16 protein-coding genes are annotated in these 21,845 nt (G+C 64.7%); 8 read left to right on the top strand and 8 right to left on the bottom strand.

Annotated elements, in window-relative coordinates:
- Positions 1-33 precede the first annotated feature (33 nt).
- Complete coding sequence (locus tag DC366_RS20040; RefSeq protein WP_108690761.1) at positions 34-4,392, bottom strand: peptidoglycan-binding protein; 4,359 nt, start codon at positions 4,390-4,392, stop codon at positions 34-36.
- Positions 4,389-5,324 (bottom strand): M15 family metallopeptidase, encoded by a 936-nt coding sequence (locus DC366_RS03595; protein WP_133176164.1) that lies wholly within the window; start codon positions 5,322-5,324, stop codon positions 4,389-4,391. Before DC366_RS03595 ends, DC366_RS20040 begins: the two co-directional genes overlap by 4 nt.
- A gap of 551 nt (positions 5,325-5,875) precedes the next feature.
- Between DC366_RS03595 and DC366_RS03580 the strand changes: the two genes are divergently transcribed.
- A complete protein-coding gene (locus tag DC366_RS03580) occupies positions 5,876-6,958 on the top strand; it encodes an endonuclease/exonuclease/phosphatase family protein (protein ID WP_108690757.1) in 1,083 nt (360 codons plus the stop codon).
- A 440-nt stretch (positions 6,959-7,398) separates the two neighbouring features.
- On the opposite strand, the gene DC366_RS03570 is transcribed toward DC366_RS03580, so the two are convergent.
- Positions 7,399-8,268, bottom strand: coding sequence for a LysR substrate-binding domain-containing protein (locus DC366_RS03570; protein WP_108690755.1), 870 nt, complete (start codon positions 8,266-8,268; stop codon positions 7,399-7,401).
- 99 nt (positions 8,269-8,367) lie between these two features.
- Between DC366_RS03570 and DC366_RS03565 the strand changes: the two genes are divergently transcribed.
- The 3 genes from DC366_RS03565 (at position 8,368) to DC366_RS03555 (ending at position 11,004) form a co-directional block, all read left to right on the top strand.
- Entirely contained in the window at positions 8,368-9,072 is a 705-nt protein-coding gene (locus tag DC366_RS03565) for an SDR family oxidoreductase (protein WP_108690754.1), read from the top strand.
- 406 nt (positions 9,073-9,478) lie between these two features.
- Entirely contained in the window at positions 9,479-10,375 is an 897-nt protein-coding gene (locus DC366_RS03560) for a class II glutamine amidotransferase (RefSeq protein WP_243405022.1), read from the top strand.
- A 53-nt stretch (positions 10,376-10,428) separates the two neighbouring features.
- Positions 10,429-11,004, top strand: coding sequence for a poly-gamma-glutamate hydrolase family protein (locus DC366_RS03555; RefSeq protein WP_108690752.1), 576 nt, complete (start codon positions 10,429-10,431; stop codon positions 11,002-11,004).
- Positions 11,005-11,501: 497 nt separating this feature from the next.
- Here the strand turns inward: DC366_RS03555 and DC366_RS03550 are convergent, their stop codons facing one another.
- The 3 genes from DC366_RS03550 to DC366_RS03540 are packed head-to-tail and all read right to left on the bottom strand — an operon-like array spanning position 11,502 to position 14,814.
- On the bottom strand, positions 11,502-12,572 hold the full coding sequence (locus tag DC366_RS03550) for a response regulator (protein WP_108690751.1): 1,071 nt from the start codon (positions 12,570-12,572) through the stop codon (positions 11,502-11,504).
- A complete protein-coding gene (locus DC366_RS03545) occupies positions 12,569-14,311 on the bottom strand; it encodes a sensor histidine kinase (RefSeq protein WP_165802835.1) in 1,743 nt (580 codons plus the stop codon). Before DC366_RS03545 ends, DC366_RS03550 begins: the two co-directional genes overlap by 4 nt.
- A gap of 26 nt (positions 14,312-14,337) precedes the next feature.
- Positions 14,338-14,814: a putative pterin-binding protein gene (locus tag DC366_RS03540; protein WP_243405021.1), complete on the bottom strand. Its 477-nt coding sequence runs from the start codon at positions 14,812-14,814 to the stop codon at positions 14,338-14,340.
- Between the two features lie 134 nt (positions 14,815-14,948).
- Between DC366_RS03540 and DC366_RS03535 the strand changes: the two genes are divergently transcribed.
- The 4 genes from DC366_RS03535 (at position 14,949) to DC366_RS03520 (ending at position 19,496) form a co-directional block, all read left to right on the top strand.
- On the top strand, positions 14,949-15,332 hold the full coding sequence (locus DC366_RS03535; RefSeq protein WP_108690748.1) for a hypothetical protein: 384 nt from the start codon (positions 14,949-14,951) through the stop codon (positions 15,330-15,332).
- 38 nt (positions 15,333-15,370) lie between these two features.
- Positions 15,371-16,354: a hypothetical protein gene (locus tag DC366_RS03530; RefSeq protein WP_108690747.1), complete on the top strand. Its 984-nt coding sequence runs from the start codon at positions 15,371-15,373 to the stop codon at positions 16,352-16,354.
- Between the two features lie 71 nt (positions 16,355-16,425).
- On the top strand, positions 16,426-18,708 hold the full coding sequence (locus DC366_RS03525) for a vWA domain-containing protein (protein WP_108690746.1): 2,283 nt from the start codon (positions 16,426-16,428) through the stop codon (positions 18,706-18,708).
- Positions 18,708-19,496, top strand: coding sequence for an SH3 domain-containing protein (locus tag DC366_RS03520; protein ID WP_108690745.1), 789 nt, complete (start codon positions 18,708-18,710; stop codon positions 19,494-19,496). Before DC366_RS03525 ends, DC366_RS03520 begins: the two co-directional genes overlap by 1 nt.
- Positions 19,497-19,520: 24 nt before the next feature.
- On the opposite strand, the gene DC366_RS03515 is transcribed toward DC366_RS03520, so the two are convergent.
- Both DC366_RS03515 and DC366_RS03510 read right to left on the bottom strand, forming a co-directional pair.
- Positions 19,521-20,372: a MurR/RpiR family transcriptional regulator gene (locus tag DC366_RS03515; protein WP_108690744.1), complete on the bottom strand. Its 852-nt coding sequence runs from the start codon at positions 20,370-20,372 to the stop codon at positions 19,521-19,523.
- A gap of 5 nt (positions 20,373-20,377) precedes the next feature.
- Positions 20,378-21,829, bottom strand: coding sequence for an amidase (locus DC366_RS03510; protein ID WP_108690743.1), 1,452 nt, complete (start codon positions 21,827-21,829; stop codon positions 20,378-20,380).
- Between the last annotated feature and the right edge of the window lie 16 nt (positions 21,830-21,845).

The raw sequence follows: 21,845 nt of genomic DNA, 5'->3' as shown, positions 1-21,845 counted from the left end.
AGGTGGACGACTTTTACGCCGCCCGCAGCAGGCTCATCCCGCCGCTACCGCGGCCGACTTTCGCACCGCCGTTCTCATGTCGGTCAAGGCCGAAACGATGCGATCAAACGGCAACCTGCCGTCCGCAAGGGCCATGCGGCGCATGATGCCGACGACCTCGCCCTCCGGTGCCCAGGAGGCGATCGTGAGCGCCTCGGTGCCGCCGCGGCGCAGATACACCCTCTGGTATCCGAGCGCGCGCTGCGCTGCGGACACGGTCCCGTCGGGCGGCATGGCGGTTTCGAACACCGCTTCGACGCCGTCGAGCGCAGACAGCATTGCCGCAGCTTCCTGCATGCTTTGCCCGGGTGCGATCCCCAGAAGGTCGCGTTGCGCATCGCCGGTCGATTCGAGCGTGATTTTCGGCCAGTCTGCCGACGCTTCGGGCTGAGGCAGTGAAGGTTGCGGTGAAATCCTGGCCTGGGCCGCGGCGATCTGCTCATCGCGGGAGGGGGGCGCCTCGGCTTGCTGCGCGGCGTCAACGGATTGCTGTGTGTCGCCGGTCTCCGGCACCGCTGCAGGCGTCAGCAGAGGGCCGAGCGTGCCATCGCCCATCTCGATCCGGGTTCCTGTCGCCGCGCCCCTCAGCACCAGCCCAGGGACCTTGCCGGTCCCCTCCACGCGCTCGGCCGCGCCGAGGGTGAACGCGATCTGCGTGGCAACGGCACCGGCGCTCGGACGCCCCTCGTGAATCGCGTCCTCAAGCACGAGAATGACCATATCATTGGTGCAGCGATCCTGCTCGGCGTGCGGGCGGGTCCGCGTGATCGCGTATCGACGTGAAACCTTCATTGGGCCGTTTTCTTCGCGCAGACGTCGCGCAAGATCGCTCTGGTCCTCGCGCAGAGACGGCACCGCGGTCATGACCTGCTGGTCAAGATGACCGTAAGCCTCACGGAAGCTACCGCATGAGCGATCGTTGCCGCCCATGACCCGCACCGTGAAATCCTGACCGAGCGCCGCGGCCTTCGCCTGAAGCCAGGACAGGAGCATCTCGCGGTGCCGCGTGATCCACACCGGATCCGGCCGGGCCTGTCCGGCCTCGAAAACGGCCGGGCCGGGCAAGCCTGCATCGCGCGCTGCCCAGGCGGCAGCAACGATGTCCGGCAGCGTTTCGACTGACGGCTCGTAGCCATCACGCAGGGCGATCAGGTCGGTGATGTGGGGCGTCACCTCGACGCGGATCTCGTCCAGTCCGGCGAACTCTCCTGGCTCGAACCGGCGGGCGATCCGAGCTTCTGCCTCGGAATTTGCCTCGTCGAAGCGCCTTTCGCCGAGGACCTTGGGCAAGTTGTTCTCGTCCTGGGTGTAGAAGACGATCCGCTCGGGGCGGGCCAGAAGCGAGATATTCTGCGTTCGGGCATGTGTGCGTTCGGCAGTCTCGGGCGTCAGTTCGGCAAGCAGCATGATGTTGCGCGATCGCTGGTCGACGATGTAGCGCGCCGTCGCCTGATCCATTTCAAGCGGGGCAAAGGCATCAGGGCCGACGAGGCTGATCGTCACCTGCAGATCACCCTGTCTTGTTCGAAGGTTCAGCCCGTCCGCGCGAAAGCCGAAGGTTCCGTTCTCGAGGTCGTAGGTTCCGAGCGCAATGCCGCTGCGGATCACAAGCGACGTCTCGGCGCCCGCGCGCAGTTGCGCAGTCGCGGCCTGCATGGCGCCGGGCGCGTCGAATTCGTTGGCCTGCTTCACCTCGGGCATGAGTTTCGCGACGGTCTCGAACCCGCCTGCGCCAAGCAGCCGGGCGACATGGCCGGCGATCGCGACCCCGTCGGACGTCTCGGCCTCCGCGACCTCGCGCGCGAAATCGGATGCGACAGGCTCGGCCGGTTCGGTGGGCGTCTCGGGAGAGGGGATGAGAAGATCCTCGACCTGGAAGGACAGCACCTCTACGTCAAGCGCCGCACCCGCATAGATGCCGATGCGCTGCAACGTTCCTTGCCCGGTCCGCATCGTGTTGTTCCGGGAGCTGCCGAAGGCCTGCTCGATGGCGGAGGTATCCACGGAATAGTCGAAATCGGCCCACCAGACCAGTTGCACCAGACCGTCCTGCGCCATCTGGCGAAGCACCCGCGCCTGATCGGGCGGCACCTGGATTTCCGCGGGCAGGTTGCCGAACCGCTCCGCCGAGGCGAGGCCCTGGTTGCGGGCGTCGGCAGGCAGATCGACGACACGGAACTGCCCGTTCGACAGGTTGCCCTGCATTTGCTGGAGCGGAAAGCTCTCGGTGTCGAAATTGTAGGTGCCGAGCCTCAGCACGACACTGTGCCGGACCTGGACCGGCCAGCTTGGCGCATTCGTGAGAATGGAATCGTAATACCGCTCGAAGAAGACCCGCTTGGCATCGCGCCGGGCGAATTCGTCCTGAAACGGGTCGGAGCCGTAGCCCGCGGTCGTCACGCTCCGGACGATGTCCGTACTCGGGTAGCGCGGCTGCCCGAAGAAACTGCGATGATCCGCTTCCGACAACAATCCCCGGGCCACGCCGACGAAGGCGTTGCCTTCGCGCGGCGCATCGGGATGCTGCCCAAGCCAAGCGAAAGCCGTGAACTGCCCCCAGCCGGGCGCGTTGCGTTGTTGCGCAGGCAGCGGAACGTCCAGCGCCCCGTCCACGGTCGGCAGACCGAGCGACTGCGCCAGGGCAAGCGCGCTCTGCCTGCCGCTCGGGGCCTCCGCGCCACCCAGCGGCCAGCGATGCACCGGTTCGCTGCCGGGCTCAAGCGGCAGGATCGATCGGCGGCTGCTGTCCATTGCCACAAAATGCAACTCCGCGCGCAGCGGCTCAAACGTGGCGGGCGCTCCGCGCTGATTCACTTGCCGCGCAAAGCTCTCGACGCTGTCGTCCTGGCCGATGCGGGTGATCTGCCCCCAGATCACGGCTCGCGGCTGCCGACCGTTCGAGTGCTCTTCGGATACGCGGTCGATGAAGGCGGCCGCCTCGGACCGGCTTATCTGCAGCGGGCCCGAGATCTCGTCCGGCAATGTGACAACGATTGAGCCGATCGGATAGGGGCGCGCGTTGAGAACCATTTGAGGGGCACCGCCGACAAGCTCGAGGCCCGTGCCTTCGACAAATTCGCGCGGCCGCGAATGACTGTAGAGTGTCACTGCAAGCGGATCCTCGGGCGTGACAGGACGCACGGTCTCGGCTTCCTGCAGCAGGGCGGCACGCAGGGCAGCGCGGGAATCCTCTTTCTCGATTGCGTTCATCGCGTTGAAGGTGCGATCGGCCGGATCCGTCTCGGCGTTCTGAAGCCGCCGGATGGCATCCAGGACGCTCGTGTCGTCGAGCGCAGAAGGATCACGCTTGATCTCCAGTAGCGCGAGCCTGCGCGCGAGGCCGTCCGGTGCATCGATAAGGGTGCCCTGGTCGAAATGCGCACGCGGCCCCGAAGAGAGCGGAGCAGTTGCCACCGCTGCGGGAGCAGATGCAAGAGCGCCAAGCCCGGTCGCTGTTGACTGACCCGGCGCAACTTGACCGGAGGCCTGCGACTGTCCGGGAGAGCCGCCGAGAGCAAAGACGCGCGAGCGCATGCTGTGTTCAAGACACGCCACATCGGCCCCGCAGGCATCCCGGCTTCGAAGCCAGGCCGCCTGGTCGGCCCGGCGGCCACCTGCGTTCCATGCCGCGGCCAAAGCGCTGTCGAGCGCGGCGAGCGAGGGGTTCGCGCAGATCGCGATTTCGGTCGGTGTCCCGGCGCGACGGCAATCGAAGCTCGGCCCCGCAGAGGGCGCTCCGGCCGTCAGCATCGCCAGTTCGGACCGTGTAAGTACGCCGGTCGGTGCCGCGCCGATGCCGCGCTGAAAGGCGGCGATGGCCGATCGCGTACGCTGGCCCGGTTGCCCATCCACCGGCCCCGCATCGAACCCTCGCGCGTTCAAAGCCGACTGGATGCTGCGGGCGGATCGGGACAGTTCCGCCGGGCTCAATACCGGATCGGCGACGGCGGCCTGCCCAGCCGCCGCAAGGTCAACGGTCAGGTATGCCGGCGTAGTGCCTTGCCCCCAGATCTGTACCTCCAACCGGGCGGCGGCACCCGACCGGAGTGCCGCCTGTGCGGCTGGCGACATGCTGCCGCGCGCCAGAAGGGAAGGCATCCGCGCGCGCATCTCGCGGCTTTGAAATATGCCGTCGGATGTGTCCCCGGCCTGCCGATACCCGAACCGATGCACGTTCGCGCGATCCTGGGTCAGGATCGCAGCCGGGTCGGAAAGCTGCGCACCCGACGAATTGCGGCGGTCGATCTCGCCGATATCGGCGAGATAGGTTTCAATCAGGGATTGAGAATGCGCCGACGACGCGACTGTCGCCAGAGCCACCGCAAGCGCGGCCATCCATTCGCGAGCGGTCATTGCTCGGCTCCTTTCGTCAATCTGCTGTAGAGAATCAAGTCTGGCCGATATTCGAAGTGCATACCGTCGAAGTGATGCCACTTGCCGCCCCAGATGAAACCGCGGCGCTCCATCGTCTCGACCAGTTCCCACGGCACCCTGTTGCGATAGGCGCCTACCTTGCCCTCGGTCGCGCCGGTCCAGCGCCAGTAGCCGCCAATCGACGCGTTCACGTCGATGGCGATGCCATAGGAATGCGCGCTCAGCCGGTCCGTGCCGGCGATGCGCCTCCAGTTGTAGCTGCCGCCGACCTCGGCAAAGAGCGGCGCGATCCGGTCATCGTTCAGATCGATCTCCGCAAGGGCGGCGGCGAGTTGACAGGCGACCCCGTGCCGCCGGGTCGCGCGGTATAGCGCAGGTCCGGCGGCCACGGTTTCGAGGTTTTGCTCCACCACGCCCGGTTCTGCGCCGTAGAGAAGTTTCAGAAACCCGTCGTGCCGGGCGCGGCCGGGATCGTGATACGGGGTGGCACGCAGATCGAGCGTGCGCGACAGGGTATAAGCGATGGCGAACTGGTCACCCACCGTCGGCGCCGCAATCAATTCGGGCATCGCGCGGGCGCTGGGCGGATCCGCTGCGATGATCTCGCCGTCATAGGCGATCCGGAACTCGCGTGACCCGAGGATCTGCAGCTGCGGGAAGGCGAGCGCGATCGCCTGGACCCATACGGGATGACTGGACGCCGCAGACAACGGCTCGTTCATGAAATCACGCGGATCGCAATTTTGAGGTGCCGCAGGCCTGGCCGGAAGGGCCAGTGAAACGATCAGGGCAGCGGCCCCGAGAGTTTTTGTAACAGACGGCATCACTGTCCTGACTTGGCCGAATTTGTCTTTGATAAAATGCTGGCGCGCGCGCCAGGGAATGCAGAAACAAGCTGTGGTATCACCCAAAGCGTATCACAAAACGGGCCTCGAACGCTATAAACATTGGGCGTTGCAACCTTTTGGCGAAATCCTGATCTGGAATTCCTGAGAAACGGGCGGGTCCGAACCGAACGTCGGGAGTTTTCTGCTGACCGGCCGGATTGCACCGCCAGAACCGCCCGTCCAAGACGCCTCTTTCCGGCCGGTCGACAGCAATGATGTCACCGTCCCGGATGCTCTCTGGCCGAAGGGTGACGTTCCTGTCGGTCCGCTCCGCGCGTTTCCAGCACCTCATCAAGACCAATCCGACGCTGCTCTTCCATCGCGGCGCATTTTTTGGAATCGTCGATGCGAAGGCAGCGTGTTACCAAGGAAGTTCTGGCAGTCATCCGCGGCTCGGGACTTGCCTGTCGCAGCGAGGTGGCGGCCGTGGCTCTGAAGACAGACGGCTCACTCAGCGCGGTAGCGGACCAGCCGGAGGCCGAGATGGACACCATGACCCATGCGCAGGGTCTCGAAGGCAGCGGGGGTAGGCACCCGCCGAATGCAGCGCGGCGATAAAAGGACCGAAGGCAATCATGGAAGACATTCTCTTTTGGGCAGTCGTCGGCGCCTGCTGGCTTGTTGCCTGCGTCGTCGTCGTCGTCACCTTCTTGCCGATGGCGAACACGAACGTCTGGTGGATCAGGGCGATGGACTTTCCGCGGCCGCAGATCGCCGTCGTCGGCGGGGCGGTTCTGATTGCAGCGCTGTTCGTGCCCGGCGTGACGCGCGTCGTGGTGCCGGTGCTGATGGTGGTGGCCTGCGGTTATCAGCTGTGGCGGATCTATCCCTATACCGTTTTCGCGCCGGTCGAATTGAAGCTGGCGAGTGACGGCCCGGACGCGGTCAGGATGCTGTCCTCCAACGTGCTGATGGAAAACGAGCGCCACGACCTGCTGCTCGGAGAGATCGAAAAGTTCGACCCGGATATCCTGCTGCTGATGGAGACCGATCAGGCCTGGATCGACGCTGTCGAACCCGCATTGGCTGGCTACTCCACGATCATTCGCCAGCCGAAGGACGATCATTACGGGATGCTCTTTGCGACGCGCCTTCCGGCGCAGAAGGCCGAATTCGTCCGTCTGACCACCGACGAAACGCCGTCGGTCTTCGCCGAGCTGACGGCACCGAACGGGACAACGTTCCGTTTTGTCGGCCTCCATCCGCGCCCGCCGGTGCCGGGGCAGGACACCGAGAAGCGCGATGCGCAGATCTATTATGCCGCACGGTTCGCGCGCAAATCCGGTGTCCCGATTGTGGTGACGGGTGACTTCAACGATGTGGCGTGGTCGGACACGTCAAGGACGTTCAAGCATGCCGGGCAGTATCTCGATCCTCGGATCGGACGAGGGCTTTTTGCCAGCTTCGATGCCGAGAAGATCTATATGAGATTTCCGATCGACCAGCTTTACGTGACCGAGGATGCGGCGATCGTGTCGATCGAGCGGCTCGCCTATATCGGATCGGATCATTTCCCGATGGCCGCGACGATCCGCTTCGACGCCGATTTGGCCGCGCGTCTCAACGTATCGCCTGACCCGATCACTGAATCAGACCTCAAGCTGATCGAGGATTCTGTCGAGCAGACGCGTGAAACGCTGTCGGCTGCGAAATTTTGAACACGCTCCCTTGTAGAAAATCGCGAATGAGAGGTATTGGCTGCTCGGCGCGCGCCCTGGTCACCGGCCACGCCTACACGATGGCCTCTCTGGACGACGCTCGACCGACCGCTCTGGAACGCTCGCTCTACAACGCGCTGCGCGCCGCGGATGCGCGCACGTGCTGCGCCGGATGGCCGAACGGGCAGTGGCCGCAGATCGACAGACGCTCCGCGAGAAAGCCGCAGTCAGACAAGACGAAAACGTCGGCCTCACTGAGCGGATCATTCTGGAGGGACAAACTGCATGAGCACGCGTAGCGAACCCTCGCTTTGTCCGCGATCCGCTCGTTCGATCAACCAAAATGCTGCGCTGGCGATCAACATCCGTTTCGGGAAAGCTGCGCTGCAGCGCTCAGCTTGGTCGCGGAAGGCAGCTTTGGGCCGTTTCTCCAGCTGTGCCTATTCTGCCTTCGCTGCAAACCATTGAACAACCGCATGTTTCGCGGCACCGCGTTTCGCCTCCCGCTGGGTAAGCATGTAAAAGTGTTGGTCGCCCGTAATCGTTTGGGGAATGACCTGAATCAGATGACCTGCCGCAATGTCCCTTTGCGCGAGAAATCTGCTGACAAGGGCTACGCCCTGACCCGAGAGTGCGGCGTCCATGGTAAGGGCGGTCTGGCTCAATCTGAGCCCATGGCCGCCGTGATCATCCACTTTCAATTCCCTGAGAAACGCGGGCCACAGATCGTGCGCATCGTGCAACTTCGGCAGATGTGACAGGGTTTCCAGTGAAAGTGGCAAGCTGTGCGGTGCGACAAGCGAGGGGGCCGCCACGGCGATGATCTCTTGCCCGAACAGACGAGTCGCATCCAGCGCAGCGCCGAAGGGCGGCTTGCCTTGGCGGATGGCCACATCGATCCCGTCGCCATGAAAGCTCGAAACCTTTTCAGTGGCGAGGATTTGCAGGTCGATCTGCGGATGTGTCGCCGAAAAATCCGGCAGGTTCGGGATGAGCCACTTGGCCGCGAAGGTCGGCGTGACGCTAACCAAAACCCTGCCCGGTTCGGGGCGCAATGTCGCGGTGGCCGCGCGCAACTCCTCGAACGCCGTGACGACACGGGCATGATAGCCGCGCCCGACTGACGTGAACGCCAATCCCTTGGGCAACCGCTCGAACAGGGGAATCCCCAAATGTGCTTCGAGCTGCCGCACTTGCTGCGCAACCGCGCCTTGCGTCACGCCCATTTCCTCAGCCGCAGCGCGAAAGTTCAGATGACGGCCTGCGGCGTCGAAAGCGCGTAAGGAATTGAGGGGCGGGATTTGCGTCATGTGGTGATAGTATTCCTACTGTCAGACGACATCAATTCTTGCGCGCAATGATCGCCACATTTCCTTAGACTGGGGAGAGAAGCAATGATGGAGAGTTCAATGTCAGTAGAAAAAGTAGCGCTCATAACTGCTGGTGGCAGCGGCATGGGCGCCGATGCAGCCCGCAAACTGGCCGCAGACGGCTTTCGCGTCGGGATATTGTCGTCGTCCGGCAAGGGTGAGGCGCTTGGCGAGGAGTTGGGCGGCTTTGGTGTGACCGGGTCCAATCGCTCGACCGACGACATCGCCGCATTGGTGGACGGAGCCACTGAGCGGTGGGGCCGTGTCGATGTTTTGGTCAACTCGGCGGGACACGGCCCCAAGGGCCCGGTGCTGGATATCTCGGATGATGACTGGCACCTTGGCATGGAAGTCTATCTGCTGAACGTCGTTCGGCCGACGCGGCTGGTGACGCCGCTGATGCAGGCGCAGGGTGGCGGCGTGATCATCAACATCTCGACCTTCGCGGCCTTCGAGCCCGATCCGCTGTTCCCGACCTCGGGCGTGTTCCGCGCAGGCCTTGCCGCGTTCACCAAGCTTTATGCGGACAAGTACGCCCCCGATAATATCCGCGTGAACAATGTCCTTCCGGGCTTCATCGACAGCCTGCCTGAAACCGAAGACCGCCGTGCGCGCATCCCGATGGGGCGCTATGGGAAGGCAGACGAGGTGTCCTCGCTGATCTCATGGCTCGCGTCCGAGGGTGGCGGTTACATGACCGGCCAGAACCTGCGGATCGACGGGGGACTGACCCGTTCCGTCTGACATGGCGATGGCGCGCCCTTGAGCGGGGCGCGCTGCGTTTACGCTGAAATCCAGATCATGGGTTGCGGCGACAGCCATCGGCTGAACGTCTTGGAACCCTGTTTCTTGTGGGCGTTCCGGGCTGTTTCGCAATCGGCACCCGTCACGCTCTCGACATCGATTACCCGATGTTGACAGATCATTGGCTCATGGAAACGCTGCGGTGTATCCGCGGGGCATTTCCGAGCCCAGCTTGCGCATCGCGGCGCCAGGCGGCAAGGTCGGCCCTGCGCAGAAAGCGACTTTGCATGGTCCGGGCCCACTGCGCAGCGATCCTGTCCGGCTTACGTTCAATTGAGAAGTTAGGAAAATCATGTGCCGCGTATTTGCCTATATCGGGCCGGAAATACCGCTTGAGAGCCTGCTCTTGGAGCCGGAGAACAGCCTGATCAATCAGAGCCTGGACCCCGAGCTTCATCCGCACCTTCAGCTGGCGGGCTGGGGATTTGGAATGTGGAGCGAACACCTTCTGAAACCGGAGGATCCATTGCTCTATCATAGACCCAAGGCCGCTTTTTATGACGATAATGCCAAAGGTGTCATCCCGAGCCTTCAGGGCAGCACCCTGCTGGCGCATGTAAGGGCATCTGGCTATGATGCGGGCGTTGTCCAGGCGGATGAAAATTGTCATCCTTTCTCTTTTGACGGCACGCCCTGGATCATTGCCCAGAACGGTGCCTTGCCGAATTGGCGGCTACTGCAACGGGAATTGCTTCCGTATTGCGAGGACCGGTATCTCAAGCAGATGCGCGGCACCACCGATACGGAATTCCTTTACGTTCTGCTCCTGTCACTGCTTGAGAGCGACAGCGACGAGGAGGTTCGGAAAGGGTTCGAAAGACTGCTGGAAGTCATACTTCAAGCCATGAAGGCGCTCGATCTGTTTGCGCTGACCAAACTGAAGATCGCCCTGGTCGCGCCGAACCGGATCATTGGCGTCAATTATGGTTGCGGGCACGAGGGGGAGACTGACCCCGCGGGCGACTGGAAAAAGCTGAGGCCATCCGCGCCCGGCAAGGACGACATGGCGCTCTCCATGCTTCTGGAGCCGTTATACCTTTTGACGGGCAAGAATTTTCAGGACCATGCGAATTCATACAAGGTCGATGTCTGCCCGGAAGGCGAGGCCACGTCCGCAATTTTCGCGTCCGAGCCCCTGACCGAAGACGGCGACGAATGGCTCAATATCGAATTTGGAGAGATCATCGCCCTTGAGCGGAAAAACGGGAAAATCTCGAAAAAAGTGAGCAAGCTGAACGTCTAGACGCGCAAATCCGCGGACATATGCTGGCGAGCCCATGAACAGGAAAATGATCGATGGCTGATCGCTACCAAAAATTCGAAGATCTCGCCGCCGACATGAAGCTGGGAGACGACTACGACATCCGTTGCGCGGATCGCGGCACATCTGTGGTGATCCTCGCCCCGCACGGAGGGACCATTGAACCTGAAACAGCGGAAATCGCCGAGGCAATTGCGGGGACCGACCTTTCCTTCTACGCTTTCGAGGCGCTGAAGGTCGGCAGGCACGGCGACTTTCACATCACCTCGCACCGCTTCGACGAGCCTCATGCGCTCGACCTTGTCGGCAGGGCTTCCACTGCCGTCGCGATCCACGGCCGAAAGGATGACGGAACTGACACCGTATGGCTGGGAGGCCGCGCAATCGATTTACGCGATGCTATTGGCGCCGCGCTGCGCGACGCAGACTTCGGGGCGGAAATTAACAAGGCGTTGCCTGGCGTCCATGAAACCAACATCTGCAACCGGACCCGCTCGGGCGAAGGGGTGCAACTCGAACTTCCGCGATCGCTGCGTCGCAGGCTGGCGACGGAGCGGAAGCTCTTGGAAGATTTCTGCACGGCGATCCGAAGCGCCATCCGTTCGGTGTAGCAAAACTGATGCACAAATGACGAATGGCTGCCTTGGGGGCGCTGCTTCTGTCTGGATGTCATAGGCGCGCATCTCGCGCAGAATGTCTGGCAAAGTGACGGCAGAATGGGCAAGTCGCGCGCCCGGCTCCACCGTTTCCGACAGTCGCTTTCGAATAACGGCCGCGGCCGAAAGGATCGGAATGAATGAACCATGATCTTGCCGCGCGATAAGCGACCATCGCGATTGGATCGCGATCTCATCCGCGTCGATGGAGGCTTTACGATCTCAACGTCAATCACCTTCTTCCCGTCAAATCACACGGGGCAGATGTGCTTGGGCACGCAACGTGCACGGAAAGGACGTAGTCAACTGCAAAGCGCAACGAAATCCCGCATAGCTTCCCGCATAGCTTACTGTGTTCAGCTTGTTGCCGAAGGTTCGCTTCCGACCATTGAATGCTCGGCTAAACAGGTCTGCGACGTCGTGTTACGGGCGCCCGACATCGCGTGCCCAGGTCAGGATCGCTCGCGCGCGGATGGTGTCTCGACCGCCATCGGCCCGGCCAGGATCAGCGCGACGAGGTCGGTCTGGCGATTGGTGCCGGTTTTCTGAAACAGATTGCGCATGTGAAAGGAAATCGTTGTCTGCGAGACTCCAAGCTCGCCCGCGATGTCGGAAGGGCGCGCGCCGCGTGTCAGGCTGGCGGCGACGCGCGCTTCGGTGGGCGTCAGGCCGAAAAGGTCGATCAGGAGGGGCTCGGACACTTTCATGGCCTGCGCCCGCGGCGACAGGAACAGCGCCACGTGCGGCTGCTGCGCGGCGCCGGGTCCCTTCGGCGTCAACGTGCACACCAGCGCCGAGATGGATTGCCCGTCGCCGGGCCGGTGCAGCATGACCCCGGCTGTTGCCTCGGTGCCGTCCGCCGCGGCCTTCAGCGTCTCGCAGATCGCCCGGCGCAGGGACTTGTCGCAAAGCGGGTCCGCCGCGTTCAGCGCCGCGCGCCGGATTGAGATGAAGCCCGCTTCCTCGGTCATATCCCGCGCCGCGCGATTGGCATGGACAACCTCGCCCTTGCCGTCTAGCAGCACGATGCCGAGCGTGATCAGGTCCAGCACCCGCTGGGGCCCGCCATCGGGCAGCCGTTCGATGGCCTCGCGCATCTCATCCATCCGCAGATCAAGCTGGCCCCGGATGCGCCGGACCTGCCGCAGCCGCGCATCAACCGTCGCCAGAAGCAGATCGTAATCCACCGGCTTGACAAGGTAGTCATCCGCGCCCTGAAGCTTGCCTTCGATCACGTCGCGCGGCTCGGACATCGCGGTGAGAAAGACGAAGGGCGTCTCGGCAAGGTCGGGCCGCTCGCCGCGCAAGGTGGAAAGCAGGCCGTAGCCGTCCAGCTTCGGCATGGTGATGTCGCATAGCACGAGATCCGGCGTGATACCTGCCAGCAGGTCTTGCGCCTCTTGCCCGTCGGCTGCGGCCAGAATGCGATACCCGGCCTCCTGCAACTCCTCCACGATGTCGCGGCGCAGGGCGGGTTCGTCCTCGACCACGAGGATCAGCGGCGCGGGCAGGGTGCCGGTCATCGCGCCGCCCCTGCAAGCCGCGGCAGTGCCAGTCGGAATGTCGTGCCGGCGCCGCCCGGCAGCAGGCTGACTTCGCCGCCCTGCATGCGCGCAAGGCTTCGCGCGATGAAGAGCCCGACACCGGTGCCGGGCGTCGAGGCGCTGTTGGCGCCGCGAAACCCGGACTCGAAGACGCGCTCGCGGTCCGCCTCGTCGATCGCGGGGCCGGTATTGCTGAAATCGCACAGCACGCTGCGATCGTCGTTATGCAGACGCACCGTGATGGGCGTGTCCGGATCGGCGTATTTGACCGCATTCGACAGAAGGTTTTCCATCACCTGTTCGGCATGGGCCGGATCGCACAGGGCGGCGGCGTCCACCGCATCGGCGCGGCGCAGCTTGATCCGCGCGCCCGGCGATGCCGCACGCTGGCGCGCGCCGACCATGTCAAGCAGGGCGATCAGGTCACACGGGGCGCGCCGCGCGCCGACCTGTCCGGCCTGAAGGCGCGCGGCATCGAGCGTGCTTTCGACAAGGCGCGTCAGCCCCGCGATGGCATTGCGTGCCCCGGTGGCCCGCTCGATGATTTCGGCGGCATCGGCGCGCGGCCCCCGGCGGATCAGCCGTTGCAGCGCGGAATCGGCGACCGCCAGAGGCGTGCGAAACTGGTGCGAGATCATGCCGGCAAAGTTGCGGTAAAGGTCGGCGGCCGATCGTTCCCGCGTGAGCGCATCGTCCAGCTCGCGCGTGCGCTCGGCCACCAGCTGTTCCAGACGCGCGCGGCTCTCGGCCTCCTTTTCGCGCGCGGCGTAGCGATCGCTGGCGTCGTGCATGAAGACGATGGCGCCGATGACCCGCCCGTGATCGCGCATTGGCGAGACCTTCAGATCGACATGCAGCGGCGGCTCCTCCGCGTCGCGAAAATAGGGTTGCAGCGCAAGGTTGCTGTCCTTTCCATCCAGCGAGGCGGCGACCGCCCGGCGCATCGCCGTTATATCGAAGAAACCGGCGATTTCGGACATCTTCCGGCCAATCGCCTGCTGCGCCGTGCGCCCCGTCATGGCGGCCATCGCGGGGTTCCAGATGGTGCAGGTTCCTGCATCGTCGACGGCCATGATCCCTTCGCCGCTGGACGAGATCAAAAGCGCGGAGAAATCACGCTCGCGGCGCAGCATGTCGTTGCTGCGCCGTGAATGACGCAGCGCAAGAAACAGCGTAATGGTTAGAACGCCGCCGGTCAGCATGATGCCGAGGAGCGAGACGATGATCTGATGCAACTGCTCGCGCGATGTCTCCAGCCTGCCGCCCAGATCATCCCATTCGCGGATCATCGTCTTGTTCGCGGCGCGCGAAAAGAACGCCGCAAAGGGCGCCATCGCAAGGCGAAGCTGCTGAACCTCGGCGGTCGTGAAATCCTCGGGCGGCGGGCGCAGCGCTTGCAGCGCGACGCGCAGATCGGCCATCTGGGGCGCAAGCCCGATATCAGTGATGAAGCGCTGTTGCGGCCCGTCGCCAAGCAGCGCAAAGCGGCTGCGCAGCAGATCGAGGCGCAGCGCGATCTCGCTTGCGTCCGCCTCGCCCAGTTCGGCGCGCAGCGTGGCCTCGACCAGCCGCCGCGCCGCGCTTTCGCTTTGGTGCATGACCCACAGCATGTTGCGTTCCGCATCGACGCGAATGTCGGTGTCCACCTCGATCATGCGGATCAGCGAAAACGCCAGCAGGACCGCAAAGACCACGATGGCGACCAGCGGCAGGATCATGCTCAGACCTGACCGGCCGGGCGCCTTCATCGGACATCGATCTGCGACAGCTGCCAGACCCAGCGATAATCATAGCGGATATCCTGCAGCTCTGCATGCGCATCGCGCGGATATACGATCCAGAGCGGCCCCTTGTCCGCGCGGTCCAGCGCGGCGCCGTCCATGCTGTAGGCGACGATGACATCGAACCTGTCGAAATCGCTCAGGGGAATGTCGACGGCATAATCATTGAGGGCCGTCGCCGTCACCATCTGCCCCTCGGCGCCCAGCTGTGCCAGAAAATCGCGCATCAGAAAGCCGGTGAACCGATGCGCGCCGTCCGTCACCACCGTCGATGTCTCAAGCGTGGCGCGGGGCAGGTCGCGCAGCTGCGGCATATCGAAGACGGCCGGACCGTCGGCGATCTGGCCGGTGACCTGCAGCACCGGCGCGCTGCCCGCCGCCGTCACGCAGGGCACCCAGAGCGACAGGCAAAGCAGGCCGATTGCGGCTGAAAGGCGCATATGCATCTCCTATGGATTGTCGCGGGCCAGTTCAGCAGGCCGCCGCCTGCCTTGCAATTGAAATCCGAAACTTTTCCGCTGTCCCCCTCCAAACGGAGGGGGCGGGCGCATTTGCGACATGCTAGCAGCGAGCGATGTACCAAAAAGCCATTGCCGCCGTGTTTTCCTTTCGCCCCGCCCTGTTTCTTGCCGCGCTGTTTGTCCTGCAATCCTGCGGCACCCCCGAATACCGCGCCGAGCGCACCCATTGCGAGGCCGAGTGGCTGCTGAAGATACCGCCCGTCTATCGCAACGAGGCGGTCATCAAATACCGCAGCGTCGAGCGTCCCAGCGGCGAGACGGTCTGCAACACGCAAGGCTCGGTGACGACATGCACGCCGGTTATGAAGACGTTTTCCGAGCCCTATTCCACGGTGGAGCGGGTCGATATCCGCAAGGCGCAGCGCGATCCGCAGATCGCCTCCTGCGCGGCGCGGGCCTGCGCCGCGAAATACGGCAATTCCAAATGCGAGATCTGAACGGGCCCCCTGCGGGCCGCTGAAACAGGAGAAACGTCATGTGGGATTTCAGTCTTGGCCGCGCGCTTGGCCTGATGGGGCGCACGTTCCCCTTCATCCTGTTGCGCATGGCGGTCTATTTCGGGATCACGCTGGGCTATATCCTGGTGACGGGTGTTGGCGCCGGGGTCGGCTGGGGCATCGGCGGCTTTGGCGATGCCGATTTCCGCGCCTCGACCACCGCCTGGGGCGGGTTCGCCGGTTTCGGCATTTTCGGCATCATCATGTATTGGGCGCGCGAATACATCCTCTACATCGTCAAGGCGGGCCATATCGCCGTGCTGGTCGAGCTGCTGGACGGCAAATCCATGCCGCAGGGGCGCAGCCAGATCGCCCACGCCAGCGCCGTGGTGAAGGAGCGTTTCCCGCAAGCCAGCATCCTGTTTGCCATGGACCAGCTGATCAAGGGCGTGATCCGCGCGATCAGCGGGCTGGTCCGCGGCATCCTGACCATCCTGCCGATCCCCGGCGCGCAGCAGCTGGCGGGCGTCATCTCGGCCTTCTTGCGGGTGGCGGTCGGTTTCGTCGACGAGGTGATCCTCGCCTACGCGATCCGCACGCGGTCAGACAATGCGTGGATGTCCGCGCGCGAGGCGCTGGTGCTTTACGGCCAGAACTACAAGCCGATGCTCAAGAACGCCTTCTGGCTGGCGATCATCGTCTATGGTCTCAGCTTTGTCGTGTTCATCGTCATGCTCGCCCCGGCGGCGCTGGTGGTCTACCTGATGCCGGGCGCCTGGGCGGCGGGCGGCGTTGTGTTCGCGCTGCTCTTTGCATGGAGCGTCAAGGCCGCGCTGCTTGAACCGCTGGCGATTACCTGCATGATGCAGGTGTACTTCAAGGTGATCGAAGGGCAGGAGCCGAACCCCGAATGGGACGCCAAGCTGGAGCAGATGTCCGCCAAGTTCCGCAAGCTGAAGGAGCGCGCCTTCGGCGCAGAGCCCGCGCAATCGCCATCCACGCCGATGACGGATCCGGCCTGACCCGCAGACGCGCCCCGAAAACACCCGCGCCGCGCAAGCGCATGTGACACAAACCCAAGGAGAACCCAACGATGAAACGAAGCATCGCAAGAGTGGTCGGATGGACCGCCGCGGGCGGTATCGCCTGCGCAACATCGGCCATGGCCGCCGATGACGTGGTGATCGTCTATGATGCCTCGGGATCCATGTGGGGGCAGATCGACGGCGTCTCGAAGATGGAGATCGCCCGCGACGTGCTGGCCGATCTGGTCGATGGGTGGGACGCGGGCACCAATCTGGGCCTTGTGGCCTATGGCCATCGCAGCCAGGGCGACTGCAGCGATATCGAAACGCTGATCGCCCCCGGCCCGCTGGACAAGGCGGCCTTTACAGGCCACGTGCGCGCGATCAAGCCGGTCGGCAAGACGCCGATTTCGGGCGCGGTGCAACATGCCGCCGATCTGCTGTCCTACCGCGACAACCCGGCCACCGTGGTGCTGATCTCCGACGGGGTCGAGACCTGCAACGCGGACCCGTGCGCATTGTCGGCCGAGCTGGCCCGGCAGGGGGTCAGGTTCACGGCCCATGTCGTGGGCTTCGATCTGGAGGACGAGGCCCATGCCGGGCTGTCCTGCATCGCCGAGAATACCGGCGGCGTCTTTGTCCCCGCGGGCAATGCCGCCGAACTGAAAGACGCGCTCACGCAGGTCCAAAGCGCGATGGTCGAGCCCGAGCCGCCCGCACCCGAGGCGCCGCCGGAACCCGCACTTCCCGAAGTCACCCTGACAGGCCCCGACCAGGTGACGACGGGCGCCGCTTTCGACTTCAGCTGGAGCGGCGCGATCAACGGCAGCGACTTCATCACCATCACCGCCGCAGGTGCGGACGAGGGGAAGGTAAACAGCCACATTCGCGTCAAGGATGCCAGCGAAGGCCGCCTGACGGCCCCGGGCACCCCCGGTCTTTACGAGCTGCGCTATGTGCTGGAGGAGGGCCGCCGCACGCTGGCCAGCGTGCCCTTCGAGGCGGTTGAGGGCGAGGTCACACTGACAGGCCCTGACAAGGTGACCACGGGCGCCGCTTTCGACTTCAGCTGGAGCGGCACGATCAACGGCAGCGATTTCATCACGATCACCGCCGCAGGTGCAGATGAAGGAAAGGTAAACAGCCACATCCGCGTCAAGGATGCCAGCGAAGGCCGCCTGACCGCTCCCGGCACCCCCGGCCTTTACGAGCTGCGCTATGTGCTGGAGGAAGGGCGCCGCACGCTGGCCAGCGTGCCGTTCGAGGCGGTGGAGGGCGAGGTCACCCTGACCGGTCCTGCTAAGGTGACCACGGGCGCCGCTTTCGACTTCAGCTGGAGCGGCGCGATCAACGGCAGCGATTTCATCACCATCACAGCTGCGGGCGCGGACGAGGGGAAGGTAAACAGCCACATTCGCGTCAAGGATGCCAGCGAAGGCCGCCTGACGGCCCCGGGCACCCCCGGTCTTTACGAGCTGCGCTATGTGCTGGAGGAGGGCCGCCGCACGCTGGCCAGCGTGCCCTTCGAGGCGGTTGAGGGCGAGGTCACACTGACAGGCCCTGACAAGGTGACCACGGGCGCCGCTTTCGACTTCAGCTGGAGCGGCGCGATCAACGGCAGCGATTTCATCACGATCACCGCCGCAGGTGCGGACGAGGGGAAGGTAAACAGCCACATTCGCGTAAAGGATGCCAGCGAAGGCCGCCTGACCGCTCCCGGCACCCCCGGCCTTTACGAGCTGCGCTATGTGCTGGAGGAAGGGCGCCGCACGCTGGCCAGCGTCCAGTTCGAGGCGGTGGAGGCCGAGGTCGGGATTTCTGGGCCCGGGACGGTGCGCGCCGGGACCGATCTCGATGTCTCCTGGTCCAGCACGATCAATGCCAGCGATTTTGTCACGATCGTTCCCATGGGCACCGATGAGGGCAAGGTGTCGGCCCATATTCGCGCGGGTTCCGCCACCGAGGGGCGGCTGAAGGCCCCCGGCACTCCGGGGCTGTATGAGCTGCGCTATGTGCTGGAGAACGGGCGGCGGACTCTGGCCAGTGCCCCGCTGGAGGTGGTCGCGGCGGATGCGCCGCTGGATGACGGCGCGGGACTGACAGTGCCGGAAACGGCCGCGCCGGGCGAGACGATCACGGTGACATGGACGGGCGGCGGCGAGGGCGCGGATCAGCGCATTGCGCTGGCGCGCAAGGATCAGCCTGATTTCGGCTGGATCACCGCCAACAAGATCGGGCCGGAACAGACGATGGAGCTGACACTGCCGGACCAGCCGGGCCTGTACGAGGTGCGCTATCTGGATATTTCGGGCCAGAAACTGCTGGGCCGCTCCGTCGTGGTGGTGAAGTGATGCGCCGCGCGATCCGCACTCTGCTGACCGGGCTGGCCTGGGCGCTGGCCGCTTCGGCGGCGCAGGCTGAAATCGACGGTCACGGGCCCGATGCGTGGCGCGTCACCGGGGTGGCGGCGGATGATGTGCTGAACATGCGGATGGGGCCCGGCACAGACTATCTGGTAGTCGATCACCTTGCGCCCGATGCGCGCGGCCTGTCGCTGGTGACCTGCGTGCCGCTGCTGATCCCGTCGATCTATCACCGGCTGAGCGATGCGCAGCGCGCGGGCCTGCCGCAGCGCTGGTGCCTGATGCGCAGCGCGGACCTGCAAAAGGCCGGCTGGGTCGCGCAGCGCTTCCTGATGGAGGATGTCGCCCAGGCCGGGATGCCCAGCGTCCTGCCGGGCGGCGACATCGTGCTGGAGCAGATCGGCGATCCGCTGATCGATGGCGCCGCGGCCCTGGTGCGCGATCTGTATGTCGCGTTCGAGGGCGCTGGCGGGCAAGGCGGCAACCCTTTCGCGGCCGGAAATGCGCGGCGCTACTTTTTCGCGGACATCGTGGAGGAACTGCGCGGGCGCGGCGCCGATGTGCTCTATGACGCGCAGGATTTCCAGGGCGCCGTCACCCGGATCGCCCCTGACCCGGACCGGCCGATGCTGCGCGGCATGATCACGGTCAATGTCGATTTCCACAATTTCGGCCGCACGCAGCGCGCAATCTACAGCCTGCGCGCCGACACGTCCCAGCCCGGCGCGCCCATACGCATCTTTCGGATCGAGCACGGCGATCACAGCATTCCGTGAGGCCGCAGAAGAGTCGTTGCCAGATCAATCCTTGAACGCGCCAAAGCGATCCTGAAGCGCGCGCAGATGCTCCAGCCGCGATGACACTGCATCGCCCAGATGCGCCGTCACATCGTCCAGCAGCAAGGTGCTGAGGCATGAATACGGCACGTGCGAATCCCAGAACAGCCGCGATTGCGTGCGCAGGGGCAGCACCATGTCGGTATGATCGCGCGCCCAGGTGCAATGGGTGTCGCAGATCACGATCAGCGGAATTCCGGCCTGTGCGGCCGCGGCCGCAAGCGAAATGCTGGCTTGCGTATAGCGGCGCATCTCGAACAGGACGACGCAATGGCTGCTTGCCTGATTGCCGAAGATGCTGCCGAATATACCGTCGCTGTTATCCTCCAGGCGCACGTCATTGCGCAGATAGGCCAGCCGCGTGGCAAAGCCGGACGCGATGCCGGCGATGGTCTGAAACCCTGCGACATGCAGCTTGTCCGCCGCGCAGATGGCGCGGATCGCGGCCGTCCAGACCGGCGTGCCGCGCAGGTCATAGGCGCTTTGCAGCGCCAGCACGTCCAGCTCGAAATTGTCCCAGGCGTCCTCGTCACTGCCCGCCCGGATCCGTCTGAGCCGGTCCGACACCATCACCGGCGGCGCCTCGATCTGGTTCAGCAGGTCGGATTTCAGATCGGGCAGGCCATTATATCCCATGGTGCGCAGGAAGCGGCCCACGGTCATCTGGCTGACGCCGACAGTCTCGGCGATGGACGCGGCGGTCTCGAAGGACAGGCGCTCGAAATGGGTGAGCATGTAGTTTGCCACGGATTTCTCGGCGCGGGTCAGCTCCGGATATTTCTGGCGCAGCCTGTCCTGTAGCGATGTCTGGGTCATCGGCGCTATTTCCCTTGGTTGGCCATGCGCGCGCGGCGGTGAAACCACGGGCGCGCCGTCTCCAACTGCCCGGCGAGCCGGAACAGGATGTCCTCGCGCCCGAAATCCGCCGACAGCATGACGCCGATCGGCAATTCGCCCCCCGGCGCGTCAGGGACCGTCCAGTACAGCGGCATCGTCATGCTGGGCGCGCCGGTCATGTTGAACAACTGCGTGTAGGGCGTGAACGCGGTCAGGGCGCTGCGATAGGCCTTGATGTCGTCCGTATCGGTGCGCTGGATCCCCAGCTTTGGCGGCGGGGTCGCCAGTGTCGGGCTGAGGATCAGGTCATACCGCGCGTGCAGCTCGGCCATGCGGCGGCTTTGGGCGTGAATCTGATAGAGTGCCTCGGCATAGTCTTGCGCGTCCATCTCGCGCGCATCGGTGAGCGCGCTCCAGGTAACCGCGTCAACCTCGTCGCGCGTGACCTTGCGCCCGCGCTGGTCCCCGATGGAGCGGATGCTGCGCGCCACGTTGCTGGCAACCAGCACCCAGATGGCCTGCTGTATGTGCCCGGACTGGCCGGGCAGGGTGATCTCGTCCACGTCATGGCCCAGCGAGGCCAGCAGATGCGCGGCATCCTGCGCCGCCTCGCGGCAGGGCGCGGCGACGTCCGCGCCGCTCATCGGGGCGATGTGCCAGCCGACGCGCAGGCGGCCGGGATCGGTGCGGACCTCGTCGACATAGGGACGCGCGCGGGGCGGCGCGCAATAGGGATCGCCCGGCGCCATGCCTTGGGTCGCGTCCAGCATCGCGGCGCTGTCGCGCACGGAGCGCGTCAGCACATGCGCGACCGACAGGCTCCCCCATCCCTCGCCGACCAGCGGGCCGGAGGGGTTGCGCGCGCGCGACGGCTTCATCCCGAAAAGCCCGCAGCAAGACGCCGGGATCCGGATCGAGCCGCCGCCGTCGCTGCCATGCGCAGCGGGCACGATGCCCGCGGCAACCGCCGCCGCCGCGCCGCCCGACGAGCCGCCGGCGCTGCGCGAGATGTCCCAAGGGTTGCGCGTGGCGCCAGTCAGGCTGGTTTCGGTGGAGGCGGCAAGCGAAAACTCGGGCGTCGTTGTCTTGCCGAAGATCACCAGCCCCGCCGCCTTGTAGCGCGCCACGAGCGTCGAATCGGCGGTGGCCGGTGTCCCGTCTTTCAACAGGCGCGCGCCATTGGCCGTCACGTAGCCCTTCAGGTCGGCCGACGCGTCCTTGAGCAGGAAGGGCACGCCGCGAAACGGCCCGTCTGGCAGGCCGCCCGCAATGGCGCCGCGGCCATGATCATACAGCTTTTGCGACAGCGCATTGACGGCCGGATCACGCGCCTCGGCGCGGTCGATGGCGCATTGCAGCAAGTCCAGCGGCGATACCTCGCCGTGCGCGATCAGGGCGGCGAGGGCAGTGGCGTCATGGCTCTCGTAGTCGTTCATCCGGGCGCTCGATTTC

It is taken from the genome of Pelagivirga sediminicola (genome assembly GCF_003072125.1).
In the GTDB taxonomy this organism is placed as follows: Bacteria; Pseudomonadota; Alphaproteobacteria; order Rhodobacterales; family Rhodobacteraceae; genus Roseovarius; species Roseovarius sediminicola.
Note: the sequence above shows the minus strand (reverse complement) of the source record. Positions and strands in the feature narration are given on the sequence as shown.